Genomic DNA, 18056 nt, shown 5'->3' with positions numbered 1-18056 from the left:
ATTAGTTTTTCATTACGCCAACGTAATAGTTCAGTGTATCTATTTCTACATTTTGAACAGTAGCACCGTCAATTTTTATCTCCGTCCACTTTTCGGTAGCGTTAATGTAGCGGTATTCTCCATCTTTTACCCTGATGCGGATTGGCATTTCAAATCCTTTTACTTCGGTTATCCAGTGACAATAAACTTTGCCCTGGTTACTGGCGATATCCAGCACCGGAATAGTTTTATGATAAAGGTATTGGTCAAAAAACGGGTTGAAGTTTATACCCGATGCTTTGTTGATGTACTCTGTTATCTGTGCATTGGTTACGGTTTGATGATAGAAATTTTTATTAAGGCCGCGCAGTATATCCCGCCATTTGGCATCATCATTAATAATGGTGCGCATCATATTTAAAATAACCGCGCCTTTAAAATACATATCCTCAGATCCCTCTTTGTTAACATCATGTGGGCCGATGACCGGTTTTTCATTATTGATTATGCCGCGCAAACCGAAGTTATATTCTTCACCGGCTTTTTTGCCATAATAAGTTTCGATAAATAAAGATTCGGAATAACAAGTAAAACCTTCATGCACCCACATATCGGCTATATCTTTAGCGGTAATGTTATTGCCAAACCATTCGTGTCCGCTCTCATGTACAATAATATAATCCCATTTGGTACCCCAACCTGTGCCGGACATATCATAACCCAGGTAGCCATTTAAAAAATGGTTGCCGTAGGCCGTGGCGCTTTGGTGCTCCATACCTAAGTGAGGTGTTTCAACCAGTTTGTAGCCATCCTCATAAAAAGGGTAGGGGCCAAACCAGTGTTCAAATGCCTTCAGCATAGGTTTTACATTGTCGGCGAAATGTTTTTTTGCTTTTTCGAGACTGGTGGGGAGTACCCAGTAATCAAGGCTGAGTTTGCCTTTTTCGCCCATGTAAGTATCTTCAAAGTGTACATAGTCGGCAATGTTGGCAACCACATCATAATTGTTGATCGGATTGGCCACAAACCAATCGAACCTGGTATAGCCATCTTTAAGCTGGGTTACTTTACGCAGGCGACCGTTTGATACATCTTTTAATCCCTTGGGCACGCTGATGCTGATCATCATGCTGTCCACCTCGTCGCTCAGGTGATCTTTAGTGGGCCACCAGATGCTGGCGCCTATACCTTCGCAGGCCGTAGCGACAAATGGTTTACCCAATGAGTCCTTTTTAAATACCACTCCACCATCCCAGGGCGCGTTTACAGCTATTGTTGGGTTGCCCGAATAATAAACGGTAAATTCATCTTTACTGCCTTTACTTATAGTTTGTGGGAAAGTAACAAAAGCCGCATTGCCATCACGGGTAAAAGGCACTTCTTTGCCTTTATAAACTACCTTTTCAATTTTCAGGTTGGCAAACAGATCAAACTGGAGTTTGGTAAAATCCTGCGTGGCGGTAAATTTAAACTGGTTGCTGCCGCTGATGAATTTTTTATCGATATCAAACTTAACATCTAAATGGTAATAGTTAATATCATAGCAGGTGCGCAAAGGAGTAAGCATACCCCGAAGCGAATCGGCATGGGTAAATTGTTCTTTTTCCTTCAGGAGCTGGGCTCTTGCGGGCTGAATGATTGTTGCAGCACCGAGTAAGGCGAGCGCTGCAAGATATAGTTGTTTTATTTTCATGTACTTAATTGTAGCAGGTTAAAAGGTATCCATGATGTTTTTCTTCCAGGTATCAGCAGCATATTTCCGGAAAGCAACCGGGGCGGCTTTAAAAGCTGCATCAAAAGTATAAGTGCCCCCTATGTATTCTTTTTCGGATAGCTTTACTTTGTTAGTGCCCCGGGCGGCGTATTTTTTATCCCCCTCGTGCATAATAATCTTCATATCACAGGGACTTACATCACTACGGCAAACGGTACGATAAACCAGCCATACCTCGGCTATGCCATTATTATCTACGTCCGTAACAGTAAATGTTCCCGGAACATAATTTGCTGTTATATCAAAGGGACAATCAGCAAGAAAATCATAAGTCTGCCAGCTCAGCTTAAACTGATCGGTGCCCGTAATATTGTAATGATAGGCATACAAAGCAGCGTCACGGCCGTCACTGTTTCCGCTGTTTTTGGCTTTAGTTTCGCCGGTTTCTGTGGTTATCACTATATGATCGCCTGTTTTATCAGTGTATTTAACCGCGTCAATAATATGTCCTTTGTAAGTAATGGATTTGGGGATCTCGGTTTTGTTAAGTTTGATAACCTTGATTTGGGCAAAGGAAGCCTGTGTGATGATTAACAAAGCAATGAGTACATATCTTTTCATATTACTAATTTAATACTTATTCAATCATCTGCCATTTAATCAACTTCCATCTTTTGGTTTGGGAATTGTACCGAAAGGTTTTCCTTGATTCATACCTCACATTAGCGTGTATTTGAGTTGCTATGGTTTTTTGTTTGGGGTTGATGTATGCCGGAAATGAACCTACCGTATCAGTTAAATATTTGCTTAAATAAAAATGACCGCTTTTATCCTGAAAGTAAAAATAATAAAGCGGGCCGCTACTACCACCTGAATCATATTTGATGGCTATATCTTCAAGTTTGTCGAAATTAAGGTCGGCTATAACCAGGTCGCCAAAATCATAGTCAGGTACCTCCGCATTTTTTCTGTATCCGGTTATATAAGAGCGTGTTGCGTTACAGTTTTTAAATGCATCTTCATATAATACGCTTGCTTTATACCTGATGCTTTGCCAGACATGCGGCTTGTTTTTGCGAAAAATTTGAAGACTCATGTTAGCCCCGTAAAATACGCTATCACTTAATGGATATCTTTTCGAAACTATCATATAATCATAGGTCTTTGACAAATTTGAATGCCTGCAGGTTTGTGCAATTGCCCTTAAATTAATACCACAGATGCTTAACAGTATAATAAGTGATTTTGGGTCCATATGTTAACAAGTTACGAAAACAATTGGCCAGTGTTTAATAACCTGGCCAACTGTTTAAGGACAAACGAAGTAGAAACCTAATCTCTTATCTCCAACCTCTAATCACTACCATCTATTTCAAAACCTCCACATCAATAAAACTATCGTTATAAACCGTTTCGGTAGCTTTGATATAATCGCTTTCATCAGCTTTATATGGGTTCTCCACATATTTTTGTGGGTTGCGTGCCACAATAGGGAACCAGGTGCTTTGTACCTGGATCATGATGCGGTGACCTTTTTTAAAGGTATGCAGCACATCCTGCAGACGGAAGTTCACATCTGTTTTTTGATTAGCTACCAATGCTTCCGGCTTTTCAAAGCTGTTGCGGAAACGTGCAGGCATTACTTCCGAACGTACCATTTGCCAGTAATTGCTCAGGATGATGTTTTTGTTTGGCATGTAAGGGTTGTTGGCTTCATCTGGAGGATAAACGTCAATCAGTTTTACAACGAAGTCGGCATCGGTGCCTGTAGTGGCAATTTTAAGGTGCGCCATGATCTCGCCGCCAAGGGTTACATCATCATTTAATACCTCACTTTGGTAAACCAAAACATCCGGGCGGCGGCCTGCAAAACGCTGGTCTTCGCTCATGTAGTTATGCGGGGTAAAGCCCATGGTAGTGGTATTATCCTCGGTGTAAGGAACCGGTTTAAGCGGATCGCTTACAAACGAAACTGAACCGGCAGATGCAGCTTGCGTTGTGGATAGCTTGCCATCGGCGCCTAAAAACATTTTTTGGTGTACGGCATTTGGGGCTGGCCATTTATCAAATGTTGCCCATTCTTTTTTGCCGGTGTTAAACATGTAGGCATTCGGCAGGCCGGAATTTTTGTCGCCATTGCCTTTCAAAAAGTGGTTAAAGAATTTAGCTTCAATATTTTTTTGGTAGAAGGTAGCAATGCTATCTCCAAAGTAAACATTGCTGTGCATGGTATGCCCGGTTTCGCGCGACCAGCGGCCATGACCGAATGGCCCCATCACAATGGTATTATAAGCGTTCGGATCGCTTTTGTTGATGGTTTTATAAATAGCCAGCGGACCGGTTAAATCTTCGGCATCAAACCAGCCGCCTACCAGCATCACCGCTGGTTTTACTTTACCATAATGTTTCAGCAGACCGCGTTTTTGCCAAAATTCATCATAGTTAGGATGGTTGATGGTTTCCTGCCAAAAGAAGTTATCCTTGTAATACTTATCGGCATTTTTAAGCGGGCCAAGATCTAACAGGTATTGATACCCATCTTTGCTATCGGGTTTAAGCATGGTATACCAGGCTTTGCTGGTTGTATCGGTTTTTTGAACACCAAATACCGGGAAGGTGAAAAAGTAGCCCTCAATAAAAGCTCCATTGTGGTGGAAATCGTCAAAAAAGAAATCGGAGATTGGTGCCTGCGGGGATGAAGCCTTCAAAGCCGGGTGGTTTGACAGGATCCCTGCTGCTGTATAGAAGCCGGGGTACGAAATACCGTACTGGCCAACTTTGCCGTTATTGTTGGCTACGTTTTTAACCAGCCAGTCGATAGTGTCATAGGTATCAGAACCTTCGTCAACATCTTTTTTGTTTTTCTTGTTGTCGATTACCGGGGTCATGTTGGTCCAGGTGCCTTCGCTTTTGTAGCGGCCGCGTACGTCCTGGTAAACAAAAATGTAGCCTTCTTTCATCATAATTTCAGATGGGCCAAGTCTTGCAGGATATTTATCCTCGCCGTATGGGGCAATACTGTAGCAGGTACGCTGCATCATCATCGGATACTTGTTTTGCGGCGAAGCATCCTTTGGGGTGTAAATGGAGGTGAACAGTTTTACACCATCGCGCATGGTGATGTACACATCCTTTTTGGTAAAATGCTCCTTTACATAGGTGCTTTGAGCATTAACGCCGGTGCATAATAATACCAGCGCAAAAAATAGGTTGATTTTCTTCATGAGATCAGTCAAGTTAACTGGGCTAAATTTAATAAAGAGTTAACGATAAACCGATTTATCAATGATTCTGTTACAAATAGGTGTTTTAACACGGCCGTTACGCTGTTAAGGATAGTAGCGGATACCGGCCAAGCGGCTAAGGCTTCCCGATGGGTATCGGGACGGGGCATGCAGATCGGATAGCCCGGCCGCAGGCAACGCCCTAATCCTATTTAAAGCGAAGATTAACTTACGATTCCCGGCAAATGATGTAAAGAACACCGGAGTTGTGTACCTCTGACACAAAAAAATCACTTATTTTATTTCTACAAACCTTTTGCACCTCTGGTGTGTAGTCCCCCTCAATCCCTGAGCTTATTGTATGTGCCATCAGTCAACGCCGTATTAAAACGCAAGGTTAATAGGTGACGAAGTTGCTATATCCATGCCGATATCAGCCTACCTTAATCGTACTTAAAATAGCGCGCTTACATACATATATACTGCAAAACACAAATGGCCTGCGATGACTCCATTCAATCATATAGCTTTCCAATCAATAAGTCCTCAAAAACCGACATACATTATATAAGAAACAAACGTTTTAACATTATTAGTTTAACAAGCCCGGCATACCCAAACCACCAATAGTTAAAAGATGTTAAATACACTATATATATAGGTGCCGGGCCAATGCCTCGTTATATATTAGCAGCTAAATAAATAATTGACTGATTTACATTATTAATCTATCTTTGCAGAATGTTTAAAAAGCAACTAACGTTATTAGCCAGTGTTTTAGCTATCGTAATAATTACGCTTGGCAGTTGTAAAAGCAAATACGAAAAGTTAAAAGCCAGTAACGATTACGCTAAAAAATACCAGGAAGCTATTAAGTACTATAACAAAAAGGACTATAACAAAGCTTTGGGGTTATTTGAGGTACTGGTGGAACGTTATCGTGGACGTGAAGGTGCTGAAGATCTTTTTTACTATTACGCGTTTACGTATTACAAACAAAAAGACTATACATCGGCCAGGTACCACTTCAAAACCTTTGCCGATACCTATCCTTCAAGCCCAAGGGCTGAGGAGTGCCGTTTCTTTTCGGCTTATTGCTACTACCTTGATTCGCCGATATTTTCGCTTGACCAGGATAATACGTTAAAAGCTATCGACGCTTTGCAGTTGTTTATTAACCTTTATCCAAAAAGCGACCGTGTAGCCGAGGCCAGCAAGCTGATCCAGAACCTGCGCGATAAACTGGAAACTAAAGCTTATGCCAATGCTAAGCTTTATTTAACTATCAGCGATTATCAATCGGCAGTGATAGCGTTCAACAACGCGCTGCGTGATTATCCTGATACCAAATACGGCGAGGAAATGGAATACCTTATTGTTAAAGCGCAATACCAGTATGCTTACAAGAGCTTTGAAACCAAACAGGAAGAGCGTTTTAACCAGGCTATAGCTTACGCCGACCAGTTTGCCGAAAAATATCCGAACAGCAAATACCTGCATGAAACCCAAACTTATATTAAAGAAAGCCAGCAAGGTATTAAACAAGCCCAGCGCCTTATTGCCGAAGCAATGAGCAATTCAAAGCTTGCTAAAAAACTGGCAACTAAAGATACTGTTACAACTACATCGCCGTCTGAAAAAAATCAGCCGCAAAAAATACCATATTAATTAAGATATATTAACAAGTTAAATAAGATATGACAGCTAACAACAGCAATAAACCAGCAGCAGCAAGCAGCACTGTAACCCGCGATTTACGCGAGCTGGATACCAAAACAGAGAACATCTATGAGTCGCTTGTGATTATGTCAAAAAGGGCAAACCAGATTTCGAACAACATTAAAGAAGAGCTTCACCAGAAACTTTCTGAATTTGCATCATCAAACGATAACCTTGAAGAAGTGTTTGAAAACCGTGAGCAAATTGAAATTTCAAAATACTACGAAAAATTACCTAAACCGTCATTAGTTGCCGTTCAGGAATTTTTAGACGGTAAAGTTTACTACCGTAACCCTGCTAAAGAAGTATAAGCAACGCCCCCCGACCCCCTGAAGGGGGAGCCAAAGAATTTATACAGTATAAGAACTCCCTATAGGGAGTTTTTTGTTATTTTTAACTTTTATAATCATTCCCCCTTCAGGGGGTTAGGGGGCTTATGCTTAAAGATAAAAACATTGTTTTGGGAGTGTGCGGCAGCATTGCGGCTTACAAATCGGCACTGCTGGTTAGGCTATTGGTGAAAGCCGGGGCACATGTTAAAGTGGTGATGACTGCGGATGCAAGCCACTTTATTACCCCGCTTACTTTATCAACCCTGTCAAAAAACCCGGCACTGGTTAATTATTTCAAAGCTGATACCGGTGAATGGAACAACCACGTTGAGCTTGGCCTTTGGGCCGATATGATGGTAATTGCCCCTGCAACCGCCAACACTCTTGCAAAAATGGCTAACGGCCTTTGTGATAACCTGCTTAGCGCCGTATACCTCTCGGCCAAATGCCCTGTTTATTTTGCCCCGGCTATGGATTTGGATATGTGGCTGCACCCGGCTACCCGCCAAAACGTAAGCAGGCTTCAGTCGTTTGGCAATACCATGATCCCGCCCGGAAACGGCGAACTGGCCAGCGGCCTGCACGGTGAAGGCCGGATGGCTGAACCCGAAGAGATTGTCGCTTTTTTGGAAGCCGAATCAAAAAAAAAACTCCTTTTAGCTGATCACAAAATACTGGTTACCGCCGGCCCAACCTATGAAGCTATCGACCCGGTAAGGTTTATCGGCAACCATTCGTCGGGTAAAATGGGTTTCGCTATCGCGGATGAGCTGGCTTCGATGGGCGCCGATGTTACACTAATAACCGGGCCTACTGCGCAGATCAGCAAGCAACAAAATATAAAAAGGGTAAATGTTACTTCGGCAGCGCAGATGCTTGAGGCCTGTTTGGCTGTTTATCCCCATGTAAAAGCCAGTATTATGAGCGCTGCCGTGGCCGATTACACCCCGACTGATGTAGCCACCAAAAAAATCAAGAAACAGGATGGCGGCCTTACCATCGAACTGAAGAAAACCACCGATATATTAAAAACCCTTGGCGAGGCTAAGCGCGAAGGACAAATACTGGTTGGTTTTGCGCTGGAAACCAACGATGAGGAAATGAACGCAATAACCAAGCTGCAAAAGAAAAACCTTGACTTTATTGTACTAAATTCGCTCAATGACGTAGGTGCCGGTTTTGCGGGCGATACCAATAAAATAACCATTATTGATCGTGAGCTCAACAAAACCACTTTCGGGCTGAAAAGTAAGGACGCTGTGGCCGGCGATATTTGTAATAAAGTTGCCCAACTGATAAACGGATGAAAAAACTGCTGCTCTACACTGTGCTGATGTTCCTTTGCTGCCGGGCTATAGCCCAGGACCTGAATGCCCGTGTACAGGTAGTATCACCCAAGATACAGGTAAGCAATAAACGCGTTTTTCAAACCCTGGAAACAGCCATGAAGGATTTTCTGAACGGCCGCAAGTGGAGTGCTGATCCAATTTTACCGCAGGAAAGGATTGATTGCAATTTTGTGCTGAACATTACCAACTGGGATGGCAGCAGCAATTTCACCGGTGAGCTGCAGGTGCAATCTTCCCGGCCGATTTTTGGTACATCCTACACTTCTACCCTGTTAAACCTTAATGATAAAGACATCAGCTTTAGCTACACTGAAGGTCAAACGATTGATTATACCGATCAAAATTTCCAGGGTAACCTAAGCTCCATCATGGCTTTTTATGCCAACATTATTGTAGGGCTCGATTATGATACTTTTTCCAAATTTGGCGGTACACCCTATTTTTTAGCCGCACAAACCATTGTAACCAATGCACAAACATCATCATACAGCGGCTGGAAAGCTTTTGATGGCAATGTAAACCGTTATTGGCTATCCGAAAATCTTAATAATAAGCTATACAATCCACTGCGTAGCTTTTTGTATGATTATCACCGTAACGGACTCGATTTAATGGCTGATAATGTGAGCAAGGGCCGTAAAGCTATTGACGCGCTGTTACCTTTGCTACAGCAAATTGACCGCCAACGTGTAGGTGCTATGCTCCCGCTTATATTTTATACCGCAAAAAGCGATGAGCTGGTTTCCATTTACAGCAAGGCCGATAACCAGGAGCGGCTAACTGCCATGAACCTGTTTTTACAGCTCGACCCCGCTAATGGTAATAAATATCAAACACTGCAGAAATAATAACCAGACAATCAATCGTTATCGAATTTTATAATTAGTAATCCTATACCTTATCATCATGCCAATTCGTCTCACGCCATTAAGAACAGTGCTTCTTTTTGCTCCGTTCATTATTACCTGCATCCTTGGCCGAATACAGTATTCCGAGTTACAAACGTTTATAAAAACTTATTACATATCCGATAATCTGTCCGCATTTAATTTTCTATTGCTCATCGGACTCCAAAGCTATCTTTTAATCCGATTTAATGACACAGTTGTAAAGAAGCTTACGTTCTTCAAGGTAAACGCTTTAATTCCTGTTATATATACGGGCTACTGGTTTATTTGCGGCGTTTATCAATCTATTACCAAACCTAATTATCCGAAATTGGGGAGGCCTCAATCAGGTCCGGTATCCTTAGTAGCACTTAATGCCTACCAAACTATAATAGCATTGCTTCTATTTTATTCGCTGCTTACTTTCTTCTTCACAAATAATTATTACGTATCTAAACAAATAAAGAAGATTAACGATCCAACTGATCAAGCTGCTTTAACCAACGAGTTTTTAAACCCAATGAGATTGATAGTAAAAGCTTCGTGGATAGCTATAGTAATACTTTTTGCGTTTGCATTTGTCAACGATATTTTAGCAATGTTAAAGCTTTAAGCATTCATCATCTTGCTAATTTGATCAAATAAAAATGATCCAAAGTCGCAGCTCTCTTCTTTTTGATAATAAAAGGCAGACTTAGGTTTTCATGAGGGAAATCCTCAAAAGCTTTTACTGTAGTATAGCTGATCTTTTTTTCTTTTAACTCAGTTACTGCTTTTTCATCAGCAACTATAATCCGGCTCTTCAGCGTATCTGTTTTCAGGATAGCATCAATATTGGTATAGGTTACCTGGCCTTTGTAATAAAAATCGAAAGTGTTTGATAAAACCGCGGCGCTCACCTTTTGCTGCGGATAGTTATCGTTAAGGTATTCGGCAGCTGCAAGATCTCCCCGGTAAGCAACAATAGTAGGATAAGCTACCGTTACCAGGTAAGTATTCACTAATATCGATACAGCGCAGGTAAACAAAAATATGGGTTGGTAAATTTGTGTCGGCTTTTTATAAATGTAGATACTCAAACCTGTAAATCCCGCAACAAGCACAACAAACAACGGCCAGCACCCAGGTGCAAAAATGAAGTTAAGTGCGATAACAGCCAGCAGCAAAAGAGATGTGATGATGTATTGTGCGATTTTAAAAAATCTAAATTCCGCACCAATTTTCAATGAACGGATGAAAACAGCAGTTATAATAGCAAAAAACGGGAACAGGATGTTGGTATAAAACGGCAGCTGGAACTTAGAGAGCGAAAATATCAGCAGCAGCAATACACCACCCGAAATGCACAGATATTCGGGCTGGGCTATACGTTTAACCATTTTCCTGATGGTGGCATAAAGCGCGTAGAACAAAATGATAGCCCATGGCGCAAAAGCCCAAAGCAGGGTGTGAACAAAAAACAGCTTATCGCCGTGGGTATTGGTAATGTAGCCGTTATTGTTGAACCGCCCGAACTGGCTATCCCACAAAAACCAATGAATCCCGGAAATTCCGGTGCGGCCAAAAACAACTTTTTCGGGGTGAAGATCAAATTGAGTGTATACCGAATAGATCTCGGGTAAAGTAAAAACCACCACCAATATGAACGCGAACAGCCATTTCCAGTGGAATACTCCTTTGATGTTTCCTTTAAATAAATAATCGCCAATAATTGCAGCCCCTATCGGGATAAGCAAATAGATGCCTTTGGTCATGACCGCGCAGGCTGTAAACAGGGAGGCCAGCAGGACATCAGCAATGCTAAACCGCTCTTTTACTTTATAAAAATGATAAACAGCAGCCATGAGCAAGCCCATGATATAAGGTTCGGCACGTACATCGGTGTTTGACATTACGCTGTGCTGGGCGGTAAGCAGGATCAGGATAGCAATAATGGCTGTTTCATCGCCATAAAACTTTTTGGCCAGTTTATAGGTGTAAATCACCGCCATAAAAAAGAACAACAATGCAGGCAGTTTATAGGCAATAGTATTTACACCAAAAATCTTAAAGCTGATAGCAATGGCCCAAAAAGGGAAATGAGGCTTATCCAGCCAATCGTTACCGTGATATACAAGATCGGTAAAATTATTGCTTTGCGCCATACTCCGGGACAGGGCCGAGTACAGCGCCGGGTCATCGGTAAAAAATTTGATGCCGATGCCTGCCACGTTGAGCACGATAGCCAATAGCAGCACTATGAAATAAGGCCGTTTTTGTGATGAAAAAATTGAAGCTGCTGAACTATCCACTAAAAATATTTATGCTCAAAAATAGCTGAATTTTAATTATTCCAGGGCAGGTATTTGGGCTGATCATGATTGGTCAGCTCAGGCTTAGCCGAATTTAGGGTTTGCCCATTCAAAACCCGCTCATACAATGCCAGGTACCCGGCAGCCATTTTAACTATATTAAAATTATCGGCTGCGTACTGGTGGCAATATTGTTTGCTAAAACTTTCAACGTTTTTAAGTCCGGCGGCTAATTCAGTTTTACTTGCCGAGAGCAATCCAACCTCTGCAGGTACCAGTTCGGGCAGCGAGCCGTAAGGGGTACCAAAAACCGGGCAGCCAAAATAAAGGCTTTCAATAATGGCTATCCCGAAAGGTTCATGCCACAATACAGGGAAAAGCAAGGCCTTTGAGCTATTCATCACTACCGATTTTGCTTCATCCCCTACCATCCCTTTAAAACGTACGTTTAAATTAGGCGTAAAACGCAAACCCATTTTTAGGTTAAGCCGTGTACCGCCGAGTACTACCAACTTATTACCACTCTTGGTAGCCACATCAATAGCTCCTTTTACATTTTTTACCCGCCAGGCTGCTTTAGCAAGGAAGTGGGTGTGGGTACCTTTTTTATTCAAATCAGGAACCTGGTAATCGGCTGTATCAATTGCATTATGCACAAAAACCGAAGAACCATGTCTTTGCGCGTGATTGGCCGATACAAATACCGAATTAAGATCCAGTTGAGCACCTCCCGGATTATTATGCACGGTAATGATATAAGGCTTTTTTGTAAACCCCTGTACCTGGAACTGGAAATGCACCACATCAATATCATCGGGCACCTGCGCATTGATATCAACAGCCGGATCATAGATCAGTACTTTTGCAAAAGGACAGGTGGAACCCGCTCCTACCAGATAGGTAACCTGATGACCAAGCCTGTTCAGCTCGCGGCCAAGCCACCAGATAATGCGCTCGGTGCCACCATATTTAGTTGCCGGGATTGGGGTATTGTTTACGATGAGGATGTTCATAGATGTTGGGGCAAAGATAATATTAGAGACGGTACAGAATTATATTTAAATTTCTAAACTGACTGCCCCATATTATTTATATTGGTGCAGCAAAATTTTAAAACCTTATCATAACAATATGTCTATAAGCTATGATACTGCATTGGGGAATTTACAATCGGTCATAAACTCGAACTTACCCCTTGAGGAATCATGGGGTAAAATCATCGATTTCTATTCGGATTTACTCCCCGCAGATTATTGGAATACCCTCAAACAAATTAATGTTGGTGTCGACCAGGCTGATCTTACTGCATGGATGGAACGATTAGTAACCGAATCTCCTTTACCCAGGGATATAATAGCCATTTGGATAGGGATAGTTAAGATCTTAGATTGTGATGATAACGGAATAGATAAAGAAGTTTATGCCATTTACCTCACCGGATCTGACAAATACGATTCTGAAGATGCCGACTGGGCAGTAAATCCGATCTATGATCCCGAAAACAGATACATCATTCCTGACGTATTGAATTTAACCGATGAGATAATCAAGAACGACCTGGAAAACTATGCCTTCCTTGATTACATATTGCCTTTGGCATATTGCGCTTTAGCCATAACTGACATTATTAAGGGAAGAGTTAACAAGAACTACTTTCTGAAGCATCAAAAATCAATATTTGTATCTGTGGGCTTTGATAACGGCGACTGGATAAACTTAGCACCGATTAATTGAATACTTTGATAGATATATCTGTTATACGGAGGCACTGAAAATAAACATACTAAATACAAAAGATTTAGGAGCAAAATCAATAATTCGCCTATTCATTTTACTGTTTGGCAAAATGCATTAAATAGTTTTAAGAGATTAGTATATTCACTCTAAAATCCATTCCTGTCACAATGAAACTTAAGTTAACCTTTTTACTGATGGCCATTGCCTGCTTTGCTCAGCCAGTTTTTGCACAAAACTACATGGCCGATTTTAAGGCCCTTGTAGCCAAAAATGATACAGCCGCGGCATTCAAACTATTACAGGGCTGGCAAAAAGCCGGTACAAACGATCCTGATTTTTACATAGCCAGCTATAACTATTATGCAAAAAAGGGGCTAACGGAAGTTCTGAGTCTTCAAAAAGAACAGCCGGAGGGTCAAAGTCTTCAACTCAAGGATAGCACTGGCAAAGTTGCCGGTTACCTTGGCGGTGGTCAACCTTCCTATAATTTAACTTATTTGAATAAAGGCTTTAAATATATTGATGCAGGTATTGCCAAATTTCCGGCACGGTTGGATATGCGTTTCGGCAAAACTTACCTGCTGGGCAGAATAGAAAACTATAAATCGTTTACTGAAGAAATTATCAAGGCCGTTAACTACGGACAAACTATTGGTTTCAAATGGATTTGGAGCGAAGGTAAACCACTTGAAGATCCGGAGGACTTTATGCTTAGCAACATCCAAACTTATGTTGTGCAATTATTTAATGCAGGAGATCAAAACATGGACTATATCCGTGATATTTCCCTTGCCATATTAAAATACAAACCTGATAATGTTGTCAGCCTCTCAGATTTATCCATTAGTTATCTTGCAAAAAAGGACTATGCTCACGCACTGGAAGCATTGTTGAAAGCCGAAAAACTGGCATCGCATGACTACATAGTTTTAAACAACATTGCCTATTGTTACCAGTTACAAGGGAACAAACCTGATGCCCTCAAATACTATCAGCTGGTAAAACAATATGGCGACGATGAAGCAAAAGCGCAGGCCGATAAAAAAATAGCCGAGCTGAATAAGCCGTAATTATTTCCTAAACCATTTCCTGCTTGCTACCAGTAACCCAAACTCTTCCGATGGATATTTCTCCGTTGATTTATGGTGAATTTTATGCGCCCTGCGGATCCCGGCCAGGTAACGGTTATCACTCTTAAAAGCTTTAAAGCGGTTGTGGATAAACCAATCGTGAAAAATAAAATAGATAATACCGTAAATACTGATACCTGTACCTATCCAAAAGCGATAGTCCAAACTCAAATGTCCAATCCACATCAGCCATAAAGCAAAAGTCGCAAAGCCAATACTGAACAGGTCGTTCAGTTCAAACCAGCCATGCCTCTGCTGGTGGTGGGTTTTATGGATAAACCACAAAGGCCCGTGGAAAAGATATTTATGCATAGCCCAGGAGATGAGTTCCATTAAAGCAATGGTAGATAAAACAATCCCGACCTCTACAAATATTTCCATATCACTTAGCTGTTATGTTCCGGGCTATCAGGTTTTCCATCTTTAGGCTATTTTCATCTTCGTGATCACCATAGCCGGTCTTCTTAAAAATCAACTTTCCCTTCTTATTGAAGATAATAACCGTTGGATATCCCCTAAAACCAAACTGCCTATCAGGGCATTTGGTTTTATCATCGGGCGTGTATTTCGCTAATACTTTGCCGGTATAGATCTTTTCATTGCAACCAGGTATAAAATACACCGGCAGCTTAAAATCCTGTCGACCGCTAAAATTCTTATACATCTGAACAAAATTGGCTATCGATTTATCCTGTGCAATAAAACGCTTAACTATCCCGCTATCGGTTTGGCATATGGTTATGAAACGAAAATTTTTATTGTCTTTATACTTTGCGTAAAGCTTATGCAGCATACCCATTTCACGAAAACAGGGAGGGCAAGGCACAAACCAGCAATCAATGAACAACACTTTATTTTGGCCCAATTGCTTTAGGGTTGTATGTTTTCCGTTGATGTCATAAACGTCAATATCAGGTACCGACGTAATTTTTTTGGTTTGCGCGTGAACTGTACAGCCAAGTAAAATTAAAAATGCGAATAAGGAATAGGTCATTACTTTCATATCAGAAGTATTTACTGCTAACATAAAATTAAAAAAGCGGCTATCAAATGATAACCGCTTTTAAATATTTCTAATTAGAATTTCAAAATCGAAACTCCCATTCCAAAATTAAATATGTATTGCCCTGTTTTCAGTAGCGGCCAAACATGCTTCACGCATGGCTTCGGTATAAGTTGGGTGGGCATGGCTCATGCGCGAAATATCTTCGGCGCTTGCGCGGTACTCCATAGCAACAACAGCCTCGGCTATCATATCGGCAGCACGCGGACCAATCATGTGTACACCTAAAATTTCGTCGGTAGTGGCATCGGCCAGTACTTTTACAAAACCATCAAGGTCACCGCTGGCACGGGCACGGCCGCTGGCTTTGAATGGGAACGAACCTGTTTTGTATTTAACACCGGCTGCTTTCAATTGCTCTTCTGTTTGACCAACAGCGGCAACCTCAGGCCAGGTATAAACCACACCCGGGATCAGGTTATAATCGATATGCGGTTTTTGACCTGCAATAATCTCAGCAACCAGCGTACCTTCATCTTCGGCTTTGTGGGCAAGCATAGCACCTTTAATCACATCGCCAATGGCGTAAACACCTTTTACTTTAGTTTCCAGGTGCTCATCAACTGTAATTTTACGGCCGCGCTCTTCAACGGTGATACCGATATTTTCCAAACCTAAGCCATCGGTATAAGCTATACGGCCAACAGCTACCAGGCAGTAATCGCCTTTAAGCTCTTTCTTTTCACCTTTAGGAGTATCGAAGCTAACGGTTACTTCGTTGCCTTTTACAGCAGCGCCGGTAACTTTATGGCCCAGGTAAAATTCCATACCCAGTTTGGTTAATACTTTTTGTAGTTCACGACCTAAGCCTTTATCCATGGTTGGGATAATACCATCCATAAATTCAATTACCGATACTTTGGCGCCTAAACGGGCATAAACCGAACCAAGCTCCAAACCAATTACGCCGCCGCCAATCAGTACCAAATGTTTAGGCACTTCGCTCAGTGTTAAAGCCTCGGTTGAAGTAATGATGCGTTTTTTATCGATAGGCAAAAACGGCAATGCCGATGGTTTTGAACCGGTGGCAATGATCACGTTTTTACCGGTGATCTCAGTAACTGTACCATCGCTCTTTTTAACGGTGATGGTGTTTTTATCTTTAAATGATCCTACACCAAAGTGGGTATCGATCTTGTTTTTCTTCATCAGGTAGCTGATGCCGCTGGTATTGGCATCAACAACTTCCTGCTTGCGTTTAATCATCTGCCCAAAATCTATCGAAAGATCTTTAAGGTTGATGCCATGTGTTTTAAAAGCATGGGCAGCATTATGGTAATGTTCAGACGAATCAAGCAGTGCCTTTGACGGGATACAGCCTACATTGAGGCAGGTGCCGCCAAGGGTATTATACTTTTCAACAATTGCGGTTTTTAAACCCAGCTGGGCGCAGCGGATAGCGGCTACATAACCACCGGGGCCCGAACCGATAACTATAACATCATATTGCATAGTAGTGTGTATTTTATGGTGGGCAAAGTTAAGGATTATTAAAGGTGTAATAAACAGTATTTTGTTAAAGTTACTTTTGAGAGATCAGAGGTTGTCTGAACCTGAATTTATAGAATTAAGGAATTAACAGAATGCTAAGAAGCTGTTTAAAAACGGTAATTTGAAAGTGTTATGATGGTATTTGACGGAATTTTAAGCTCTGTAATATGCTTTTTATGCAACAAAAGCTGCGGAATTTCGCTTATTTAACTGCTAAAATCATTCATTACATTTTTGGCAAATCAAATTTAAACAGCTTCTGAGGAAATTCAATAAATTCTTTAATTCGAGTTCAGAAATATGGGTGTTGCCTTCGGCCTGCACTCATATCCGCTGCAAGTCCTCGCTTTGCCTGCCCGCAATCCCTACCTCGCTGTTGGCTCACGCTACTATCCCTAACGCTGGAGCCATCTATAAGTAATGTCCTTTCCTTAAATAACTGTATCCCAGCTGTTCAAAGGCTATATATAGTTATGTAAATGGTATAGTTGCCAACGTATATATTGGTTTGGTGTGCATTGCAGGTGAAAAATTTACAATATATATATAATAGGAGGGGCACGGTATGCGTGATGGTTGCTTGTATAATAATAGTGTAGCAAATGGCGGATGGCTTCGTTCTTAAAGGTTATCCATAACTGTTGAATGATTGTTTTGGATAGGGAAGCATGTAGTTACTGCGGGAAAAGAGTGACTGAACGAAGTCTGGCTAAATTTTTCTTATTGATAAATAGGATGTTAAGTGGATGTTAAGGGAAAAGGTTAAGAATAATTTGGAGGGAAGGAAAAAGCGTGTACCTTTGCAGCCCGCAAACGAGGAAACGAGGAAGCTGGATAGTTCATTAAAGGTTTAGAAAAGGGCGATAAGCGGGAAGAAAAAAGATTCAGAATCTTTTGTGGAAATGAAAAGAAATTCGCACCTTTGCAGCCGCTTCAAAAAGGAAGCGGATGTTCTTAAAAAGGTTTGGAAGGCGGCTGGAAAGCAAGGAGAAAGAGAAAAGAAAGCGCTGCTGAAAACCACCAAAAAATAAAAGAAAATATTTTTTGGAAATAAGAAAAAGGTTTTTACCTTTGCAACCCCGAACGGGACGGACTTCGAAAGGAGTTTAAGACAAAGAGAATGAAAGCGTTAGTGAGTAG

General features: G+C 41.4%; 17 protein-coding genes. 8 read left to right on the top strand and 9 right to left on the bottom strand.

Annotated features, from left to right (window positions below):
• Position 1: 1 nt before the first annotated feature.
• The 4 genes from ACFFGT_RS20855 to ACFFGT_RS20840 form a co-directional block, all read right to left on the bottom strand.
• A complete protein-coding gene (locus ACFFGT_RS20855; protein WP_377024446.1) occupies positions 2-1672 on the bottom strand; it encodes a M1 family metallopeptidase in 1671 nt (556 codons plus the stop codon).
• Between the two features lie 18 nt (positions 1673-1690).
• Positions 1691-2314 carry a M949_RS01915 family surface polysaccharide biosynthesis protein gene (locus ACFFGT_RS20850; protein WP_377024445.1) on the bottom strand — a complete coding sequence of 208 codons (624 nt, stop codon included), beginning with the start codon at positions 2312-2314 and terminating at the stop codon, positions 1691-1693.
• Positions 2315-2330: 16 nt separating this feature from the next.
• On the bottom strand, positions 2331-2789 hold the full coding sequence (locus ACFFGT_RS20845; protein ID WP_377024444.1) for an XAC2610-related protein: 459 nt from the start codon (positions 2787-2789) through the stop codon (positions 2331-2333).
• A 271-nt stretch (positions 2790-3060) separates the two neighbouring features.
• Positions 3061-4917 (bottom strand): CocE/NonD family hydrolase, encoded by a 1857-nt coding sequence (locus ACFFGT_RS20840; RefSeq protein WP_377024443.1) that lies wholly within the window; start codon positions 4915-4917, stop codon positions 3061-3063.
• A gap of 741 nt (positions 4918-5658) precedes the next feature.
• Between ACFFGT_RS20840 and ACFFGT_RS20835 the strand changes: the two genes are divergently transcribed.
• From ACFFGT_RS20835 to ACFFGT_RS20815, 5 genes are all read left to right on the top strand, one after another.
• On the top strand, positions 5659-6585 hold the full coding sequence (locus ACFFGT_RS20835) for an outer membrane protein assembly factor BamD (protein WP_377024442.1): 927 nt from the start codon (positions 5659-5661) through the stop codon (positions 6583-6585).
• A gap of 29 nt (positions 6586-6614) precedes the next feature.
• A complete protein-coding gene (locus tag ACFFGT_RS20830; RefSeq protein WP_377024441.1) occupies positions 6615-6947 on the top strand; it encodes a DNA-directed RNA polymerase subunit omega in 333 nt (110 codons plus the stop codon).
• 125 nt (positions 6948-7072) lie between these two features.
• Positions 7073-8275: a bifunctional phosphopantothenoylcysteine decarboxylase/phosphopantothenate--cysteine ligase CoaBC gene (gene coaBC / locus ACFFGT_RS20825; protein WP_377024440.1), complete on the top strand. Its 1203-nt coding sequence runs from the start codon at positions 7073-7075 to the stop codon at positions 8273-8275.
• A complete protein-coding gene (gene porD, locus ACFFGT_RS20820; protein WP_377024439.1) occupies positions 8272-9165 on the top strand; it encodes a type IX secretion system protein PorD in 894 nt (297 codons plus the stop codon). Before coaBC ends, porD begins: the two co-directional genes overlap by 4 nt.
• Before the next feature lie 58 nt (positions 9166-9223).
• Positions 9224-9817, top strand: coding sequence for a hypothetical protein (locus ACFFGT_RS20815; protein WP_377024438.1), 594 nt, complete (start codon positions 9224-9226; stop codon positions 9815-9817).
• Positions 9818-9824: 7 nt separating this feature from the next.
• Here the strand turns inward: ACFFGT_RS20815 and ACFFGT_RS20810 are convergent, their stop codons facing one another.
• Positions 9825-11495, bottom strand: a complete 1671-nt coding sequence (locus ACFFGT_RS20810) for an ArnT family glycosyltransferase (protein WP_377024437.1) — start codon at positions 11493-11495, stop codon at positions 9825-9827.
• A 32-nt stretch (positions 11496-11527) separates the two neighbouring features.
• Positions 11528-12508 (bottom strand): glycosyltransferase, encoded by a 981-nt coding sequence (locus ACFFGT_RS20805; protein ID WP_377024436.1) that lies wholly within the window; start codon positions 12506-12508, stop codon positions 11528-11530.
• Positions 12509-12626: 118 nt separating this feature from the next.
• Between ACFFGT_RS20805 and ACFFGT_RS20800 the strand changes: the two genes are divergently transcribed.
• Positions 12627-13229: a hypothetical protein gene (locus tag ACFFGT_RS20800; RefSeq protein ID WP_377024435.1), complete on the top strand. Its 603-nt coding sequence runs from the start codon at positions 12627-12629 to the stop codon at positions 13227-13229.
• A 170-nt stretch (positions 13230-13399) separates the two neighbouring features.
• A complete protein-coding gene (locus ACFFGT_RS20795; protein WP_377024434.1) occupies positions 13400-14302 on the top strand; it encodes a tetratricopeptide repeat protein in 903 nt (300 codons plus the stop codon).
• On the opposite strand, the gene ACFFGT_RS20790 is transcribed toward ACFFGT_RS20795, so the two are convergent.
• The 3 genes from ACFFGT_RS20790 to lpdA form a co-directional block, all read right to left on the bottom strand.
• Positions 14303-14743: a sterol desaturase family protein gene (locus ACFFGT_RS20790; RefSeq protein ID WP_377024433.1), complete on the bottom strand. Its 441-nt coding sequence runs from the start codon at positions 14741-14743 to the stop codon at positions 14303-14305.
• Position 14744: 1 nt separating this feature from the next.
• Complete coding sequence (locus ACFFGT_RS20785; protein ID WP_377024432.1) at positions 14745-15389, bottom strand: TlpA family protein disulfide reductase; 645 nt, start codon at positions 15387-15389, stop codon at positions 14745-14747.
• An 84-nt stretch (positions 15390-15473) separates the two neighbouring features.
• A complete protein-coding gene (lpdA, locus tag ACFFGT_RS20780) occupies positions 15474-16877 on the bottom strand; it encodes a dihydrolipoyl dehydrogenase (protein WP_377024431.1) in 1404 nt (467 codons plus the stop codon).
• Between the two features lie 941 nt (positions 16878-17818).
• On the opposite strand from lpdA, the gene ACFFGT_RS20775 reads away from it, so the two are divergent.
• Complete coding sequence (locus ACFFGT_RS20775) at positions 17819-17947, top strand: hypothetical protein (RefSeq protein WP_377024430.1); 129 nt, start codon at positions 17819-17821, stop codon at positions 17945-17947.
• Positions 17948-18056 lie beyond the last annotated feature (109 nt).

Source organism: Mucilaginibacter angelicae (assembly GCF_042434235.1).
Taxonomy (GTDB): Bacteria; Bacteroidota; Bacteroidia; order Sphingobacteriales; family Sphingobacteriaceae; genus Mucilaginibacter; species Mucilaginibacter angelicae.
The sequence above is the reverse complement of the archived record's forward strand: the minus strand, read 5'-3'. Positions and strand labels throughout refer to the sequence as shown.

What these genes read in the sequence shown, in the direction of transcription:
- porD (WP_377024439.1), top strand. Translation starts at nt 8,272, where the DNA reads ATGAAAAAACTGCTGCTCTACACTGTGCTGATGTTCCTTTGCTGCCGG.
- ACFFGT_RS20800 (WP_377024435.1), top strand. Translation starts at nt 12,627, where the DNA reads ATGTCTATAAGCTATGATACTGCATTGGGGAATTTACAATCGGTCATA.
- ACFFGT_RS20835 (WP_377024442.1), top strand. Translation starts at nt 5,659, where the DNA reads ATGTTTAAAAAGCAACTAACGTTATTAGCCAGTGTTTTAGCTATCGTA.
- ACFFGT_RS20805 (WP_377024436.1), bottom strand. Translation starts at nt 12,508, where the DNA reads ATGAACATCCTCATCGTAAACAATACCCCAATCCCGGCAACTAAATAT.
- ACFFGT_RS20775 (WP_377024430.1), top strand. Translation starts at nt 17,819, where the DNA reads ATGAAAAGAAATTCGCACCTTTGCAGCCGCTTCAAAAAGGAAGCGGAT.
- lpdA (WP_377024431.1), bottom strand. Translation starts at nt 16,877, where the DNA reads ATGCAATATGATGTTATAGTTATCGGTTCGGGCCCCGGTGGTTATGTA.
- ACFFGT_RS20790 (WP_377024433.1), bottom strand. Translation starts at nt 14,743, where the DNA reads ATGGAAATATTTGTAGAGGTCGGGATTGTTTTATCTACCATTGCTTTA.
- ACFFGT_RS20785 (WP_377024432.1), bottom strand. Translation starts at nt 15,389, where the DNA reads ATGTTAGCAGTAAATACTTCTGATATGAAAGTAATGACCTATTCCTTA.
- ACFFGT_RS20850 (WP_377024445.1), bottom strand. Translation starts at nt 2,314, where the DNA reads ATGAAAAGATATGTACTCATTGCTTTGTTAATCATCACACAGGCTTCC.
- ACFFGT_RS20795 (WP_377024434.1), top strand. Translation starts at nt 13,400, where the DNA reads ATGAAACTTAAGTTAACCTTTTTACTGATGGCCATTGCCTGCTTTGCT.
- ACFFGT_RS20845 (WP_377024444.1), bottom strand. Translation starts at nt 2,789, where the DNA reads ATGAGTCTTCAAATTTTTCGCAAAAACAAGCCGCATGTCTGGCAAAGC.
- ACFFGT_RS20815 (WP_377024438.1), top strand. Translation starts at nt 9,224, where the DNA reads ATGCCAATTCGTCTCACGCCATTAAGAACAGTGCTTCTTTTTGCTCCG.
- ACFFGT_RS20830 (WP_377024441.1), top strand. Translation starts at nt 6,615, where the DNA reads ATGACAGCTAACAACAGCAATAAACCAGCAGCAGCAAGCAGCACTGTA.
- ACFFGT_RS20855 (WP_377024446.1), bottom strand. Translation starts at nt 1,672, where the DNA reads ATGAAAATAAAACAACTATATCTTGCAGCGCTCGCCTTACTCGGTGCT.
- coaBC (WP_377024440.1), top strand. Translation starts at nt 7,073, where the DNA reads ATGCTTAAAGATAAAAACATTGTTTTGGGAGTGTGCGGCAGCATTGCG.
- ACFFGT_RS20840 (WP_377024443.1), bottom strand. Translation starts at nt 4,917, where the DNA reads ATGAAGAAAATCAACCTATTTTTTGCGCTGGTATTATTATGCACCGGC.